Genomic DNA, 17,822 nt, shown 5'->3' with positions numbered 1-17,822 from the left:
CTTGCTTTTATCTGTATTATGCTGTTTTGTATGATGATTTCTTAAATTGATATACGATGAAGCCGATGATAAATCCGACAACGGCTGGTAATACCCAACCCATTCCAATCGTGAAGAACGGTAAGAATTTTTCGCCAAAAGTGATGACTGCATGTGCAAAACTTGTATTTGCGATGAATTCAGGACTTGCTTTAATGCCATCAACAAATGAAGCAATCATTGTAAAGTATGTCGTAAATTGATAAACAATTTTTGAATGATTAAAGAATGAACTGAATAATGTTAGCAAAATAATTGTAATCGCTAATGGATATAAAAACATTAATACTGGAGTAGAGTATTCAATAATTTTTGTTAAACCAACATTAGCAAATATACATGAAATAATACTTACAACTGTTGCAAACATTAAATAATTTTGCTTTGGAAATAGCTCAGTGAATGTTTCTGAAAAGGCTGTGATTAAGCCTATAGCAGTCTTTAAACAAGCTACGATAATGATTAGAGATAGTAATATGATGCCGTAATCACCTAAATAATATCGTGCGATTTGAGCTAAAGCTATGCCACCATTTTCACTCGCTTTGAAATGACCTAAACTCATCGTACCCATAAATGCTAATAAACTATAAATAATACCCATTAAAATAATGCTAATCGTACCAGATTTAAACGTTTCTTTCGCAATATGATTTGGGTTTGTAATACCTAACTTTTTAATAGTGGATACGATGATAATACCGAATGCAAGTGCAGCTAAAGCATCTAACGTATTATAACCATCAATGAACCCTTTTAATAACGCGCTATTTTCATAATCAGGATTAATATTAGCATTTGATACTTGTCCAATTGGATTAATAAACGCTAATAAAATCAATAAGCCTAAAAGGACTAAAAATACAGGATTTAAAAATTTACCGATATATTCTAGAATTTTTGAAGGTTTTTTTGAGAAAAACCAAGCAACTAAGAAGAATAAAATACTAAATATCGATAAATATAATGTGACAGATGAATCTGAAATAAACGGTGTAAATGCAATTTCAAACGATGTCGTCGCAAGTCTAGGTAACGCATAGAACGGTCCAATTACAAGATAAAGTAATATTGTGAAGATATAAGCGTATTTGCGATTCACACGTGTCGTTACTTCAAAAATACCATTCGTCTTAGATATACCAATTGCGATAATACCTAAGAACGGTAAACCAATCGCAGTAATTAAGAAACCAATATTGGCCGTTAAAACATTCGATCCCGCCAATTGACCTAAATGAATAGGGAAGATTAAATTACCCGCTCCAAAAAATAAGCCAAAAAGTAAGGATCCAATATATATATTTTCTTTAAAAGTCAGTTTGTTTTTCATGATGATAAATATCTCCTATTTTTTTAATCAACTTCACTATCTTAATGCGTATTGTAAGAAGATGTCAAATGGGTATTCGGGATAAACAAAGAAAGAGCCTAGAACAACGATGAATGTTGTTCTAGGCTCTTTTATGATTTTATTGTGGCGCTAACGATCAAGACTCAAAAACAAGATCGTTAGCGGACTGAATCATAGGTGAAATATAGTGATTTTACACTAAATGAGATGTCTAACGATCAAGACTCGAAAACAAGATCGTTAGAAATTCTAACGTTCAAGAAAGTGAAACAAGATCGTTAGCGCGCCGAAATGCAGGTAGAATAGTGTGAATTTGCACTAAATGAGCTATCTAACGATCAAGACTCAAAAACAAGATCGTTAGCGGACTGAATCATAGGTGAAATATAGTGATTTTACACTAAATGAGCTATCTAACGATCAAGAATGCGAAACTAGATCGTTAGCGCGCCGAATTCCACCGAAATCCACCGAATCTCACCAATTATCTAGTTATTTCTCATCTCATACAGTAATCCTTGTGCTGCTTCTAAGTTTGGTTTATCCATATTTTTAAGTGCTTCTGTTATAAGTTGGATTTCATTACCTTTTGCACCGATTTTAATTGCTAATGATTTATAGTGTAGGTTCATATGACCTTGCTGTATACCTTCTGATACGAGTGCACGACATGCTGAAAAGTTCTGTGCGAGTCCGACTGCTGCTACAATATGTGCTAATTCTTGTGCTGTTTTAACGCCTAGCAAGTCTAACGTAACTTTAGATATTGGTAAGAGGTCTATGCTTCCGCCAATAATGCCAAGTGTTAATGGTAATTCTATAGCACCTATTAAGAATTGGTTATCTCTATCATATTTCCAAGTTGTTAAACTTCTATATTGTCCGTCTTTACTTGCATAAGCATGTGCACCTGCTTCAACACTTCTTGTATCATTACCTGAAGCTAATACAACTGAGCTAATACCATTCATAACACCTTTATTATGTGTGACTGCTCTATATGGGTCGATGTGCGCTAATACAGATGCTCTTTCCATACGGTGTGCGACTTCTGCACCACTTACATCACCTTTATCCAAATCTGAAACGGCAATTTTACCTTCAATGCGAATAACAGATGTTGTTGAATAGTTTGAAAGGATACTCATTAGTATGTTTGTATCACTTAATTGCGTTTCTAAATAGTGCGCAATACCTTCAAGAATCGTATTGATAATATTAGCACCCATTGCATCTCGTGTATCGATATGAACTTTTAAAGAAAGCATGCCTTCTTCAGGGAATTCATCTGTTTCGATTTTACGGTAACCGCCACCTCTTTTAAGAATAGAAGGGTAAACTTGATCGGCTACTTGGTGGATATCTGATTCTAAATTTAGTATATCTTTAGATAGTTGAGCAGTATCTGTAACATTATCAAATACGATTTGACCTAATTTAATATTGTCACTTTGAATGACTTTAAGACCACCAGATTTGTTGAAAAGTTTAGAACCGAAACTTGCTGCTGCGACTACTGAAGGCTCTTCAACCATCATAGGTACAGCGTATGCTTTATCTTCTACTATAATTTCAGGTAAGACACCTACTGGTAGGGTACCTTGACCAATGACATTTTCGATTAAATTCTCTAAAAGTTCTTTATCTATTTCTGAATTATTGAGTAATATTTGCTCAGATTCTTCTTTAATCCAACCATGATCTTTTAATTGTTGAATTTTCTCATGTCGTGATAAGTGTCTGAAATCTTTCGTTAAAGGTTTCATTAAAGTCCTACTCCTTTTTCTATCATTAGTGCTATGCCTAAGCCACCACCGATACAAGCAGTCGCGATACCTGTTTGCTTATCTTCTTGTTTTAAGGCATGTGCTAACGTTGTAACTAATCTTGAGCCAGTTGAGCCTAGTGGGTGACCTAAAGCAATCGCGCCACCATAAATGTTAAATTTCTCATCTGGAATGTTCAGATTCTTTTTAACAGGAATACTTTGTGCTGAGAATGCTTCTGTCATCTCAACTAAGTCGATATCTTGAATTGTCTTTCCAGTCTTGTTTAATAGTGACTCTACAGCATAGAAAGGTGCGTAACCCATGTATAATGGATCACAGCCGATTTCAGCGTGTTGTCCGACAGTTGCTAAGATTGTGTAGCCGTGTTCTTTCGCATATGATTCACTCATTAAAATTAAAGCAGAACCACCGTCACTTAAAGCTGAAGCGTTACCCGCAGTCACTGTACCATCTTCTTTGAAAATAGTTTTTAATGTTGCAAGGTCTTCCATTGTACTTTCTGGTCTAATTAATTCATCTGAAGTCATTATTTCACCATTAACATCTTCTAATGAAACGATTTCTTCGTTGAATTTACCAGCTTTAGTTGCTTTATCAGATTTTAAGTGTGAATTTAAAGCAAACGCATCTTGTTCTTCACGCGAAACTTCATATTTAGTTGCAATTGCTTCTGCAGTTAAGCCCATCGCCATATTATGAAAGACGTCTGTTAAACCATCATGCATGAAACTTTTAACAGGTGCGTCGCCTTTTTTAAGAATAAGGTCTGGTGTATTCGTCATACTTTCAACGCCACCAACAGCAACAACATTTGCTTCGCCAAGTTGAATAAGTTGTTTCCCTAAAATGATAGATTTAAGACCTGATCCACAAACTTCGTTTACTGTCATACCAGGTGTTTCGTATGGTAAACCAGCATTTACAGCAATTTGTCTAGCAGCATTTTGTCCCGTACCTGCTTGAACAACGTTACCGAAAATAACATTCTCGATATCTTTAGGATCTAGTTGAATTTTATTAATTGCAGATTTTAAAGCAGCAGTCCCTAATTCTACTGCAGAGTAGTTACTCAACCTTCCTCTGAATTTTCCTACAGGTGTTCTTTGAGCACTTACGATTACAACTTTATTCATATTTAATGTTCTCCTTAAAAATTTATTTATTAATAATTGTCAATATTTAATGTAGTTTGATATCATTCAATATATAAAATAACATATTGAGAGGAAATTATTATGGCAATAGGTATTGATAAATTAGATTTTTACATCCCAAGTTTTTATGTAAGTATGGAAGATTTGGCAAATGCTCGTGGAGTAGATCCAAATAAATTTAAAATTGGTATCGGACAAAATAAAATGGCCGTTAATCCAGTGAGCCAAGATATTATATCAATGGGTATTAACGCAGCTCAAGATATTTTATCTGAACAAGATAAAAAAGATATCGACATGGTGATCGTAGCGACTGAATCAGGCGTTGATCACTCTAAAGCAGCATCAATAGAGATTCATAACCAATTAAATATTCAACCATTTGCACGTTGTATTGAAATGAAAGAAGCTTGTTACTCAGCTACAGCAGCTATCCAACTTGCTAAAGATTTCTTATCAAACAACCCAAACAAGAAAGTACTTGTAATCGCATCTGATATCGCACGTTACGGATTAAATTCAGGTGGCGAACCTACACAAGGTGCAGGAGCAGTCGCTTTATTATTAAGTCATAATCCTAGAATTTTAGAATTAAATGACGATAGCGTTGCATATACAAATAACGTATATGATTTCTGGAGACCAACATCTGAAAAATATCCTGTCGTAGATGGTGCATTATCTAAAGATGCATACATTGAATCATTCAACACAGTTTGGAATGAATACGCTAAACGTACAGGTCATGAAGTAAATGATTTTGAATCATTCTGTTTCCACGTTCCATTTACAAAAATGGGCGAAAAAGCCTTCAAGACTATTTTAAACGAAAACGTAGAAGATTCAATTAAAAACAGATTAATGGATGCTTATCAAGATTCTGTATTATGGAATAGAGACGTAGGAAATATTTATACAGGTTCATTGTATTTAAGTTTAATCTCTTTATTACAAAACCATACATTCCAAGCAGGACAAAAAGTATGTCTATTTAGTTATGGTTCAGGCGCAGTAGGTGAAATATTTAGTGGTTCAATCGTAGAAGGTTATGATAAAGCACTAGATAAAGAAAAACACTTAGACATGCTTGCATCAAGAGAACAATTATCTGTAGAAGAATACGAAACATTCTTTAATAGATTTGATAACCAAGAATTCGACTTCGATCGCGAACTTAGACAAGACCCATATTCAAAAGTATACTTACACAGTATCGCAGATCACATTAGAACATATAAAACAGAAGAATAATGAATGAAGCCTAGGACATCTCTCAAGACGTCCTAGGCTTTTCAAATTTTTAGGTATATTTTTTGAGTATGAGTTGTATTGCTGAAAAGATGTGAGTTAAAGGTGTAATAAACTCACGAGATCGCCAAACATGTGAGTTAAAAGTGGAGTAAACTCACGAGATCGCAGAACATGTGAGTTAAAGAGGTAATAAACTCACAAGATTGTGAAAGATGTGAGTTAAAGGTGTAATAAACTCACGAGATCGCCAAACATGTGAGTTAAAGAGGTAATAAACTCACAAGATCGTGAAAGATGTGAGTTAAAGAAGTAATAAACTCACGAGATCGCAAAAGATGTGAGTTAAAGAGGTAGTAAACTCACGAGATCGCAAAAGATGTGAGTTAAAGAGGTAATAAACTCACAAGATCGTAAAAGATGTGAGTTAAAGGTGTAATAAACTCACGAGATCGCAAAAGATGTGAGTTAAAGGTGCAGTAAACTCACAAGATAGCGAAAATTGAACTTTATAAGTAACAAAGCCTAGGATAAGACGTCCTAGGCTTTTGCTTTTTGTATTAAACTTTTTCTATATATTGATCTTCGTATTCGACATCTTTACCGACTGGTTCCCACTTAATATAAGTTGTAATGATAAGTCCAACTATAGGTACTAATGCTAATAGCAGCATTGTCTTATTCAATCCTAAATTAGCTAATATAATTGGGAAAATAAATGTACCAAACATACTACCAAATCTACTTACGGATTCTACAAAGCCTGTTCCTTTACCTCGTAGGATTGTAGGGTATGATAGGGCGGCAATTGCTTTCCCTTGAGTTCCTGGTCCACCTGAATGTCCAAATAGGAAGAATGCGACCATTAACGCGATTAACCATGTATAGGTTTGTCCATAAAATAAACCTATAATAATCATGGCTGTACCGACAATACTAAACCCAGCAATTGTTAACTTACGTGCGCCGTATTTTGTTGTGAGTAATGCACCAGTTAAACCACCAATGATACCCGCGATATTAATGAGTGCAGTACCTGATAGAGATTCGATTTTATTTTCTCCGATAATATAAATTGCGATTAAAGGAATATACAGCCCGATTGCGTAGTACTGCATACCTTGTAATGTTGCAATGGAAGTCGCTAATATTGTTCTTTTTCGATAGCGTTTATTAAATAACGTACGTAAAGGATTTTTAACTTCTGTTTTACTAAATGATTCATTTTCACCTTTATTGGGCTCGATATTCACATTGATGTTGTAGTTCTTCTCGAGTTCTTTACTCGCTTCTGTTAAGGTTTTATTTTTCATTGACCATGATGGACTTTCGCTTAAATAAAATAATCTTAATACGAGTATAATCGTTGCGAACAATGCACCGAGAGCTACAGAATAACGCCATAACCAAGCGCCAGTTCCAAGAGAATATAATAAAATAACGATAAGAGCCGAAGATACAACGGCGATATACCAAACAACTTGCCAATAGTTGACGTTACGGCCCTTATCTTTTTTATTACTGATTTCTGCTATAAATGTAAAAGCAACTGGGCTATCCATGCCAATCGCAAAGCCCATTAATAATCTGAAACATAATAAAATAGCTGGTGCAGGTGATAACGCGGCACCAATCGCCCCGATGATTAAAGAGATAAGTGAGACAGATAGAATCAATTTACGACCTAATTTATCGGCGTAAAATCCACCAATCGCAGCACCAAATAATGCACCGAATGGCATTGCTGTCATAATAAATGATAAGTAAGTTGGAGAAAGTTTGAATTCTTGCGTAAGTTGATCAGTCGCTGTACCTAATATTGTTAAATCATAAGCATCTAAAAATATTGTACCTAATACGATAATCAATAATAGTGACGTACGCTTTGTCGTCTTCCGTTCGTTCACATAATCGATAATATCCTGTTTCGTATGTATTGTAATTGTTTCACTAGCCATAACCATACCCTCCTAAAAATAAGTTACACATTTTGTTGGCAATAAACAGACCATTAATGTGATAATACAGTTATGCTGATTCTACGGATGTTTGTTGTAAATATATACCCTAAGAATCAAAAAATTAACAAATTAAAAATAAAAAACGCAAGGAGAGGTAATATGTTAACAATATATGGACATAGAGGATTACCTAGTAAAGCTCCAGAAAATACAATAGCATCTTTTAAAGCGGCTTCAGAAATAGAAGGTGTAAATTGGCTAGAATTAGATGTAGGTATTACAAAAGATGAACAATTAATCATCATACATGATGACTATTTAGACCGTACAACAAGTATGTCCGGGGAAATAACAGCATTAAACTATGAAGAATTAAAAGAAGCATCAGCAGGATCATGGTATGGTGAGAAATTTAAGGATGAACACTTACCAACATTCGATGATGTTATAGAAATAGCGAATGAATATAATATGAACTTAAACGTAGAATTAAAAGGCGTCACTGGACCGAATGGACTGGCCCTATCTAAAAGTATGGTAAAACAAGTTAAAGAAAAACTAGCAAACTTAAATCAAAATCAAGAAGTACTCATATCAAGTTTTAACGTTGTACTCGTTAAACTAGCAGAAGAAATCATGCCAGAATATAAAAGAGCCGTCATCTTCCATACGACAGGATTCAAAGAAGACTGGAGAACATTGTTAGACTATTGCAATGCGAAAATAGTGAATACAGAAGATGCCAAACTCACAAAAGCAAAAGTAAGAATGGTCAAAGAAGCGGGTTATGAATTAAACGTTTGGACCGTAAACAAACCAGCACGCGCAAACCAATTAGCAAACTGGGGCGTTGATGGCATATTTACAGACAGCGCAGATAAAATGGTGCATTTGTCTGAGTAGGAGAGACTATAAAAATATAATCTTTTATACACTAGGTTGTTCAAATAGAATAACCTAGTGTTTTTTGTTTGTAATATGTAAAAAAACATATTGATAATTTATTCCAAATGATAAAATAATTTCAAGAGTAGTAAATGAAAAACAATAAACGGGAGAAAAAGTATGAAAAAATTTTTTGTTTTAGTTTGCTTATTATTGATTGTTTCTGGCTGTGGGAAATTAAACAATCATCAAGAAACGATAACTGTTTATTCTCCGTATCCTAGAGAATTAATACGTTCTTTATTAAATGACTTTGAACAAACTGAAAATGTTAAAGTTGAACTTAAGCAGGGTTCAACACAAGTATTATTAAGGGAAATACATCAATCAGATGAAGATGAACTAGGGGATATTGTGGTTGGTGGTGTTTTGTCAGAAATGATTGAACATCCAGATGATTTTGAAGTATACGAATCGAAAAATCAGAAGTATATGAAATATGCAAAACAAAAAGTACCGTATGTATCAGATTTCATATTAATGCCAACTACGATTGTTGTGAACGAAGACTTAATAGGAAATATTAAAGTTAGAGGTTATAAAGACTTACATGCAGATGAATTGAAAGGTAAAGTGGTCTATTCTAATCCTCTAGAAACAACGACGGGATATCAGCATATGAAAGCTATTGAAAGTATCAATCATGATGTTGATGACGTAAAAGATTTTATGGCTTCTGCAAATAAAGTTGATAAATCTTCTAAAGTTATTCAAGAAGTTGCGAAAGGTAAATATTATGCTGGTTTAAGTTATGAATCGGATGCTAAAGCTTATATTAATAAAGGTTATCCTTTGAAAATGATTTATCCAAGTGAAGGTACAATGTTGAATCATGACGGCATCGCACTTGTAAAAAAAGAAAATATTAATCCGAAAAGTAAAAAACTGATTAATTATTTACAAAGTAAAAAAGTTCAACAAAAAATAGCAGATGAGTATAAAATTCAGTCTGGTAGAAAAGATGTTTTTAATCAAAATAAGCAAGTTGCAGCAAAGTTCAGTGAAATACCTGTAATTAAGGATGACGATATTAGTCATCTAACTAGAAAGCAATTTTTGGAGTTGATTCAATGATACCAACTAAACCTTATCAACGTATGATTAGAAAATCTTTATTTATCACTACTATACTACCGGCATTTTTAATTATATTAATAGGATTTGCAACATTTTTAGGCGTATACAGAATACTTGAAATAAATAGTTTGAAGCATAATATAGTTGAAAGTAAAGATATTGTCACGTCATTAAATCAGAAAGTTACAAAAGCCATTAAGAATGATAAACACAAATTTGAATCTTTAAATCCTAAGAATGATCAAGATAAAACAGAAATACGTCGGCTCATTAATGACTCGATTCACATAAAAGATGCTTCTATGATTTATATATTAGAAAATCATGATATAAAAATGACGAATAATTATGAAGATAAAAATTTATCGAATTTACTTCGCATAAAGAGTCAAAATATAAAGTTTAACAATGGTTATTATAAACTTTCGATATACATAGAAGAACAACCTTATTTGAATCAATTGCATTATAAAAATAATCAACATTTATTATTAGTAGATAGTTATGACAATGTCTTGTATTCAAATTATGAAAAGATCCCGTCAAACTATAAAGTTACATTACCTAAATTTGGCTATGTTTATAAAAGTGAATATATACCTGAGTTAAATGCACACATTGTTTTATTAAAAGATATACATGAAATATTGAATGACGGTATTAAATTATTATCAATTATGTTGTTAACATTCGTCATTTTAACTATATTTGGTTACATTTCTTCTAGTAAAATTTCTCAAGTTCAAACGCGAGATATAGAATCAATTATTAAGCGAATTAAATACGCAAAAGAAAGAAAACTAGGTACATATGAACCTTTATCCCGTACAAGTGAACTAGAAGAAATTAATAAGTATGTTTATGATTTGTTTGAATCCAATGAAGCATTAATTCATTCAATTGAAGATACAGAAAAATCATTGAGAGAAATTCAACTTAAAGAAATAGAAAGACAATTTCACCCGCATTTTTTATTCAATACAATGCAAACGATACAATATCTTGTAAGTACTTCTCCGAACAAGGCGGAAGAAATTTTGCAACAATTATCAGAAATGCTGAGATATTCATTAAGAGTTAAGTCTGATAATGTACTTGTTAAAGATGAACTCCTATATATAAAGAAATATATCTCTATTCAAAATGTAAGATTTGACGACAATATAAAATTATTAATCGATGTACCTTCTGATATTAAAGAAATGAAAATCGATAAAATGTGTATATTTCCATTTATAGAAAATGCGATCAAACATAATGAACGTGAACATGATTTAACAATTAATATTCGAATAAGAGAAAACGCGCATCATCTTCTTATTATTGTTAAAGATGATGGAGATGGCATGTCAAAAGAACAACTAAGATTAACGCGAGAAAATTTAAATCTTTCTGTTTATGAAACAACACATTTAGGATTAAACCATTTAAATCATAAATTAATATTGAAGTATGGTTTAAGATCAAAAATAAAAATTTATTCAATTGAAAATAAAGGCACAATGATTGCTCTAAGAATTCCTAAAGGTAGGTGAGTATTATGCATACAGTTATTATTTGTGATGATGAGAGAATTATAAGAGAAGGTTTGAAGTCTTCTATACAATGGTCTGATTATAATTTCAATGAAGTATTGTTAGCAAAAGACGGAGAAGAGGCACTGGAATTAATTCATCTTAATCATCCACTACTTGTGATTATTGATATTAGAATGCCTAAGATGAATGGCATACAATTACTAGAGAACATTAAAGACATTTCTTGTGAGAAAATTATTTTATCTAGTTATGACGATTACGAATATATGAAAGCAGGCATTCAGCATAAAGTAACAGATTATTTGCTAAAACCTATTAATCAACAAGAATTAAAACAAATACTCAATAAGATTTATGAAAAGTATGATGATCAAGAAGAAAAAGTAGATATAGAAGTGTTCAAACCTTTAAAAGAGATTGATTATGATGACTATTATGTAAATAAAATCATTCAATATATCCGTAAACACTATCACGATAAACAATCAGTGAAAGAAATGCTTAGTCAATTTGACGCAAGTGAAAGCTATCTTATGAGGATTTTTAAACAAGAAGTAGGTATTACAATATTAGATTACTTAAATAGATATAGAGTATTTAAATCACTTCATCTACTAGAACACCATTATAAACATTATGAAGTAGCTGACATGGTAGGATTTTCAGAATATAAAGTGTTTAGTTATAAATTCAAAAAATATTTAGAAGTATCACCAAGTGATTATATGAAAAAATAAAAAGGAATGGGTTAAAATCCATTCCTTTTTTATATTAAATATTTAATGAGCGTATTTTCTTTTCTTCATAATATGCAACGATACATAATAAAATGATACCAATGAATAAAGCGAAGTAGAAGACGATAAAGACATCTGTCCAACCGCTAAGTGTGTATCCAAATACATTTAATCCTTTTGATTTAGGGTCTGCAATAGCAGCTAGTCCTACTTTGGCCATTGAATCACCGAATAAATAAGCGAATGATCCTGTCATACCGTTAGCAACACTGATTGCTCGTTTTGGTACAAATCCTGTTAATGAAACACCAATCAATAGTTGAGGTCCAAAGATTAATGCACCTAATGCAAATAAAGCGATATTAACCATAGCAACACTTGTAGCATTTGTATAAAGTATAACTACAAATGTAATGATAAACATACAACCAACTGCTACGACAGCACGACGTCCTTTTAGTAAATCGGAAACATATCCCCATAATAAACTCGCAACAAGTGCACCTATCTCAAAGTAGAATATGGTATTGATAGCATCAGATTGACCGAATCCTAAATGCTCAGATACGTATAAAGGTGCCCAGTTATCTATACCTATACGTACTATATAAACAAATACGTTTGAAATACATAAAATCCAAATAACAGGATTTTTTAATATGTAAGTTTTGAAAATTTCCCATTTTGACATATGAACTGAATCAATATTTTCTTGCTCAATTGGTTCTTCCCATATTTCTTCAGCACGATTCCAACCTAATTCTTCAGGATCGTCTTTACCAATGAATAAACCAGCAATACCTATAATTAAAGCAATGACTGAAGGGAAGATGAACATACCAACAACACTACCATTAAAGAATGTATGTGCACCCCATAAAGCAAGTCCACCGGCTATTGCACCACCGATATTATGTGAAGTATTCCAAAATCCAAGGTAACGTCCTCTTTTCGAACGTGGTGCCCATCTTGAGATTGTTGAATAACTAGCTGGACCACCAACTGATTGGAACACACCGTTTAATCCCCATAATACAATGAATAGTCCTAAAATAGAACCAAAGTAACTAAGCGTAAAGCCCATTATTAAAACAGCAAGTGCTGCTAAAACAAGTAAGAATGAAATAACTTTCTTAGTGTTCTTACCATCTATAAAATAGCCAAGTAATGATTTACCAAGCCCATATGTAATACTAAACGCTAACCCGATATATCCTAATTCTAAAGTAGTCAGACCGACTTCTTCTTTTAGTAATGGCTGAGCAGCTTTAAAGTTATTTCTAATTAAATACATTGCCATATATGTAAAGAATACTACAAAGAAAGCTTTCATAAAGTGTCGAAGCCATAACTTTCTTTGAGTTGAAAGTGGAATTCCTTTGTTAGGAATTTTGTTAATTTCAAAAAATTGCATGTAATCACCCCGTGTAGTTTTGTATATAAAAATCTTAGCAATTTGTGTAAGCGCTTTATATACGAAGAAATGTCATTTTATCCAAAAAAGTGAAGTGATTTTCCAAAACAAAAACAGAGGTAAGTCTTCCGTATTAGTGACGGTAGTCTTACCTCTGTTTTTTAATATTACATCATTGCTACTTTTAATAAATCTAGCACGCCGCTTGATGAGCCTGGGAATGCAAAGATGAGTTGATTAAGGTCTTTGGCTGTTAGTTTTTGGTTAACGATAAATGTGAGTAGGTTGATTAAGTTTGCTGCGTCGTCTGCGTAGATTTCTGCGCCTACGAGTTGTTTGTCTGCGTTTAATATAATTGTCATTTCTGCTTCTATTTCATTTTTATATTCAAATACCATTTGTTTACCGAACGGTATGTCTTTTATTGTATATGCTTCGTTATCTTCTGCTTCTTTAACAGTAACACCGATTTGTGAAAGTCTTGGTAATGAGTATAGTACTGATGGTATTGCTGGATATTGAATAGGGTTTGGATTGATGCCCAATATGTGAGACGCGATGTAGTTAGATTCAAATGTTGCTGTTGGTGTTAATTTAGGAATTGTTTTATCTAATACATCTCCGCTTGCATATATGTTGTGTATGTTTGTTCTTAAATGATCATCAACTCGAATACCTTTTTCACTATATTCAATGCCTAATTCGTCTAATCCTATATTTTGTACATTTGGTTTACGACCTGTTGCGTCTAGTACATATTCAGTGTCAATGCTAAGTCCAGATTCTGTTGTAACGTTGTAACTGTTGCCAGCTTGTTGGACTGATTGAACATTTTCATTGAAATGGAATTGTACGCCTTCTGCTTCTAATTTATGAATTAATTTAGCGATATGTTTTTCATTAAAGCCTTCTAATGGTTTGTCTGTATGGTGGATGACGTGAACCTCAGCGCCAGATTTAATTGCGATTGAAGCGAATTCGATGCTAATGATACCGGCACCAATAAATGTGATGTTATTTGGCATTTTATCTAAAGATAAAAAGTCACGACTATCATGTGTTAATGCACTACCTTCTATATCTAATTTATTACTATGTTGACCTGTGGCAATAACGATGTTCTCTGCTTGAATAGGTGTGCCTTCAACATCAATTGTATGAGCATCTACTAATTTACCGGCACCCATGATTACTTCAATACCTTGTTGTTCAAACATAGATTTAAGCGTATTAGAAAGGGGATTAATGACAGCTTTCTTATATTGCATCAAGTTCTCCCAGTTTACATGTAATTGATCAGATTCAATAATTTGAGGATAGTGACTAGCTTCTTCTAGAACTTCATAAGGTCCTTCAAGTAAGATTTTGGCATTACAGCCATAATTCGTACATGTACCAGCTATCGTGTCTTTTTCTATAATTGCTACAGATTTGCCAGCATGTTTTAACGTTAACGCAGCATGCCATGCAGCATGGCCACTACCTATAAATACAACATCAAATTTTTTCATAGTTTATCATCCTTTATATATTATTTATTTAATTGCTTTCTTAAAGTTGTTTCTAATTGATCCATAATGTCTTTCGTTTGTTTGTATAATTCTAAATCCATTTCTTCTGATATACATTTAGAGATGGCATCATAAATAGGTTGTTTTTGTTCTTTTCCTTTTTGAGTTAATGAAACAATTAATTGTCTTTTGTCTTGGTCTGATTTTTGTCGAGTAACCCATCCTGATTGTTCTAATCTTTTAAGTAGTGGGGTAAGCGTGTTGCTTGAAAGGTCCAATTTATGACCAATTGAATGTAATGTTTGAGGATTTTCCTCCCATAATGAAAGTAAGACTAAATATTGTGAGTAAGTTAAACCAAATGACTTAAGCTCTTTTTCATAAAATTGGGCAAATAATCGACTTACATTATATGCTGAGAAACAAACTTGATTGGCTAGTTTCATATTGTAATCCATAAAATACTCCTTTCTATCGTGTGCGATTGATTATATATTAAATTATCGTGCGCGATTAATCAAATGTGGTGCTCACAAATTGAAAAAGGTACTAGAATTGATAACTTGTAATTAATACAAAGTAAAGATTGTCCTTTTACAGAAATTGTAATAATATAAATTTAAAGATGAACATGTAGTCGTGGAGGGATGGTTGTGAGTGAAAATCATGACAAAGATATTAACGAGGAAATAGAGAAAGAATTGCTAGAATATCTAGAGAATAAAGACGAAATTGAAGCAGCAAAGCCTAAAAAGAAAAAATATATGAGCATGGTATTTCTATGCAGTTTAATCATTGCGTTGCTATATATTTCTAGAATTGTTATGAATATTTTTTAAAGACATAAAAACAGAGCAGCATCCAATCGCGGATGCTGCTCTGTTTGTTTATTTATCAATACGATACGTTTTCTTACCGTTATCATATAAATCGTCATACACTTTTCCAGATATTTTGGCATTGTAACTTGCCATGCCTTTATCTTGTACATCTTTCACATTAATAGCCATCATCATATTTGGATTATTTTTATCATATGAAATGAACCAACCTATTTGTTGTCCTGTCTCACCTTGTTTCATCTTGAGTTCAGCTGTACCTGATTTACCAACTAAGTTGGCATATGATCTATAAATATCTTCTCTATGTGTTTTGTTAACGACTTGTTGCATACCGTCTGTTAACAACTTAATATTTTCCTGGGAAATGATGTTCTTCTTCCAGACTTTATTTTTCGTATCTTTCAGTACATGTGGTGCATTCACATTACCTTTGTTCTCTAATGCGCTGTATATTGAAAGAATTTGAACAGGATTGATTAATATTTCACCTTGGCCATAACCTGAGTCAGCTAACAATATTTCATTATCTAAGTTCTTATTTGAAATTTGTGCATTGTAGAATGGATAATCACTCGGGATATCTTCACCAACACCAAGGCGTTTCATTCCTTCTTCGAATTTTTTGCTGCCTAATTCAAGTGCAACTCTCGCAAAGAAGATATTATCTGATGATTCAATAGCTTGTTTTAAGTCAATATCGCCATTCACGACCTCATATCTTGTAACGTTGTAGTCACCCCAAGATTTATCTTTTTGCCAACCTTTTCCATTAATTTTATAACTTGTTTTGCCGTCTAATGTCTTATTTTTTAAGCCAATCATGGCTGTTAATATTTTTTGAGTCGAACCCGGTGATGTCGTAATTTGGAACTTATTAAGGAGTGGCTCTTTATCATCTTCAGTTAATTTCTTATAATCTTCATCGTTCATTCCATTCATAAATGGATAAACATCATAAGATGGCGTGCTGACAAGTGCTAAGAGTTCACCAGTTTGTGGATGAATAGCAGTCCCCGAACCGTAGTCATCTTTCATGTTGTTATAAATACTTTTTTGGACTCTAGCATCAATGGTTAATTTAATATCTTTACCGTCTTTTTTCTTTTTCTCGATTAATGTATCTATCACTTTATTTTGATCATCAATAATTGTGACACGGTATCCGTCTTTATTTTGAAGTTCTTTATCGTATAGTTTTTCGATACCTTTTTTACCAACGATGGCATCCTTTTTATAACCTTTAAATGCTTTTTGCTTCAATTCTTCTGAATTAATAGGGCCAACGTATCCAAGTAAGTGCGTTGTTGCTTCTTCAAACGGATACTCTCGACTTTCTGTTTCCTGTGATGTGAGATGATACTTTTCAACAAAATTCTTTAAATCTTGATTCATATCTTGAACAGTCTTGAGAGGGACGAATGTATCATCTTTAACCCAATCCTGTTCTGTTTGTTGTTTAATATACGATTCTGAAAGGTCTAACTTTTCAGCGATTGCTTTGTAATCACTTGTGGAAACATTATTAGGAACAATACCAACTTCATGTGCTGTTCCTGTAGTGGCTAACTCTACATTGTTTCGGTCTAAAATCTTACCACGTTCTGATTTCAATGGTTCAATATTGATGGATTGATTTTTCTTCATGCCTGGAATAATGACACTTTGATTCCAATCCAATTTCCAATCTTTATCTTCTTTAATAAAGTTTAATTTAACGTCACGATTAATTTCGCCGTAATTCGTTTGCAGTTCATACTTTGCTGTGACTTGCTTTTTGTTTTTCGAAACCTTTTTGATATCACGATCTTTAATGTTGATATCTTTGACGCCGAGACTGTCATAAATCTTAATAGGGCGGTCTGTCATTTCTACTTCACCATTATCGTTTTTAGATTGGTAAGTACTATTTTTAAAGACTTGCTTAACGTTTTTATCTTCAATGGCATCTATTGTTTCGTTTATTTTCTTATCTTTAGATGCATAAAAGAATACGCCTGAACCAACAGCGATGATTACAATCACGATGGCGATGATTAATTTTTTCATAAGAATCCTCCCAGAATTAGGACTAAGAATGAGTGTTTCAGTTATTCAAGTTGTGAATACAAATATAACATAAATAATCAATTTACCCTTATTATGAAAGTTTATTAATGGAGTAATATACACTTTAATTAAGAGTTATTTTATTGATAAAGAGAAATAATACACT

Annotated in this window: 14 protein-coding genes; 6 read left to right on the top strand and 8 right to left on the bottom strand. The window is 32.7% G+C overall.

Annotated features, from left to right (window positions below; translation table 11 throughout):
- Nucleotides 1–16: 16 nt before the first annotated feature.
- The 3 genes from brnQ to LQ679_RS06570 all read right to left on the bottom strand — a co-directional run bounded on the left by brnQ (nt 17) and on the right by LQ679_RS06570 (nt 4,316).
- The gene (gene brnQ / locus LQ679_RS06580) at nt 17–1,375 is read right to left on the bottom strand and encodes a branched-chain amino acid transport system II carrier protein (protein ID WP_037589161.1); all 1,359 of its coding nucleotides are present in this window, start codon (nt 1,373–1,375) and stop codon (nt 17–19) included.
- Between the two features lie 506 nt (nt 1,376–1,881).
- A complete protein-coding gene (locus LQ679_RS06575) occupies nt 1,882–3,159 on the bottom strand; it encodes a hydroxymethylglutaryl-CoA reductase, degradative (protein WP_206166601.1) in 1,278 nt (425 codons plus the stop codon).
- Nucleotides 3,159–4,316, bottom strand: a complete 1,158-nt coding sequence (locus tag LQ679_RS06570; RefSeq protein WP_239762291.1) for a thiolase family protein — start codon at nt 4,314–4,316, stop codon at nt 3,159–3,161. The genes LQ679_RS06575 and LQ679_RS06570 overlap by 1 nt, the downstream gene beginning before the upstream one ends.
- Nucleotides 4,317–4,418: 102 nt before the next feature.
- Between LQ679_RS06570 and LQ679_RS06565 the strand changes: the two genes are divergently transcribed.
- The gene (locus LQ679_RS06565) at nt 4,419–5,588 is read left to right on the top strand and encodes a hydroxymethylglutaryl-CoA synthase (RefSeq protein WP_196307698.1); all 1,170 of its coding nucleotides are present in this window, start codon (nt 4,419–4,421) and stop codon (nt 5,586–5,588) included.
- Between the two features lie 557 nt (nt 5,589–6,145).
- Here LQ679_RS06565 and LQ679_RS06560 read toward each other — a convergent pair.
- Nucleotides 6,146–7,543 (bottom strand): MFS transporter, encoded by a 1,398-nt coding sequence (locus tag LQ679_RS06560; RefSeq protein ID WP_126476580.1) that lies wholly within the window; start codon nt 7,541–7,543, stop codon nt 6,146–6,148.
- A 162-nt stretch (nt 7,544–7,705) separates the two neighbouring features.
- Between LQ679_RS06560 and LQ679_RS06555 the strand changes: the two genes are divergently transcribed.
- The 4 genes from LQ679_RS06555 (at nt 7,706) to LQ679_RS06540 (ending at nt 11,843) form a co-directional block, all read left to right on the top strand.
- Nucleotides 7,706–8,449 carry a glycerophosphoryl diester phosphodiesterase gene (locus LQ679_RS06555; protein WP_126476579.1) on the top strand — a complete coding sequence of 248 codons (744 nt, stop codon included), beginning with the start codon at nt 7,706–7,708 and terminating at the stop codon, nt 8,447–8,449.
- A gap of 162 nt (nt 8,450–8,611) precedes the next feature.
- Nucleotides 8,612–9,565, top strand: coding sequence for an extracellular solute-binding protein (locus LQ679_RS06550; protein ID WP_126476578.1), 954 nt, complete (start codon nt 8,612–8,614; stop codon nt 9,563–9,565).
- A complete protein-coding gene (locus LQ679_RS06545; RefSeq protein WP_239762290.1) occupies nt 9,562–11,103 on the top strand; it encodes a sensor histidine kinase in 1,542 nt (513 codons plus the stop codon). The genes LQ679_RS06550 and LQ679_RS06545 overlap by 4 nt, the downstream gene beginning before the upstream one ends.
- A 5-nt stretch (nt 11,104–11,108) precedes the next feature.
- Entirely contained in the window at nt 11,109–11,843 is a 735-nt protein-coding gene (locus tag LQ679_RS06540; RefSeq protein ID WP_239762289.1) for a response regulator transcription factor, read from the top strand.
- Between the two features lie 34 nt (nt 11,844–11,877).
- Here the strand turns inward: LQ679_RS06540 and uhpT are convergent, their stop codons facing one another.
- The 3 genes from uhpT to LQ679_RS06525 form a co-directional block, all read right to left on the bottom strand.
- The gene (uhpT, locus tag LQ679_RS06535; protein WP_037589170.1) at nt 11,878–13,257 is read right to left on the bottom strand and encodes a hexose-6-phosphate:phosphate antiporter; all 1,380 of its coding nucleotides are present in this window, start codon (nt 13,255–13,257) and stop codon (nt 11,878–11,880) included.
- 167 nt (nt 13,258–13,424) lie between these two features.
- On the bottom strand, nt 13,425–14,768 hold the full coding sequence (locus tag LQ679_RS06530) for a dihydrolipoyl dehydrogenase family protein (RefSeq protein ID WP_126476575.1): 1,344 nt from the start codon (nt 14,766–14,768) through the stop codon (nt 13,425–13,427).
- A gap of 20 nt (nt 14,769–14,788) precedes the next feature.
- Nucleotides 14,789–15,226: a MarR family transcriptional regulator gene (locus tag LQ679_RS06525; RefSeq protein ID WP_239762288.1), complete on the bottom strand. Its 438-nt coding sequence runs from the start codon at nt 15,224–15,226 to the stop codon at nt 14,789–14,791.
- Between the two features lie 195 nt (nt 15,227–15,421).
- Between LQ679_RS06525 and LQ679_RS06520 the strand changes: the two genes are divergently transcribed.
- Nucleotides 15,422–15,607: a hypothetical protein gene (locus LQ679_RS06520; RefSeq protein WP_025907530.1), complete on the top strand. Its 186-nt coding sequence runs from the start codon at nt 15,422–15,424 to the stop codon at nt 15,605–15,607.
- Between the two features lie 48 nt (nt 15,608–15,655).
- Here the strand turns inward: LQ679_RS06520 and mecA1 are convergent, their stop codons facing one another.
- Nucleotides 15,656–17,656: a PBP2a family beta-lactam-resistant peptidoglycan transpeptidase MecA1 gene (gene mecA1 / locus LQ679_RS06515; protein ID WP_204187718.1), complete on the bottom strand. Its 2,001-nt coding sequence runs from the start codon at nt 17,654–17,656 to the stop codon at nt 15,656–15,658.
- Nucleotides 17,657–17,822: the final 166 nt, after the last annotated feature.

It is taken from the genome of Mammaliicoccus sp. I-M35 (assembly GCF_022386455.1).
Lineage (GTDB): Bacteria > Bacillota > Bacilli > Staphylococcales > Staphylococcaceae > Mammaliicoccus > Mammaliicoccus sciuri_A.
Note: the sequence above shows the minus strand (reverse complement) of the source record. Positions and strands in the feature narration are given on the sequence as shown.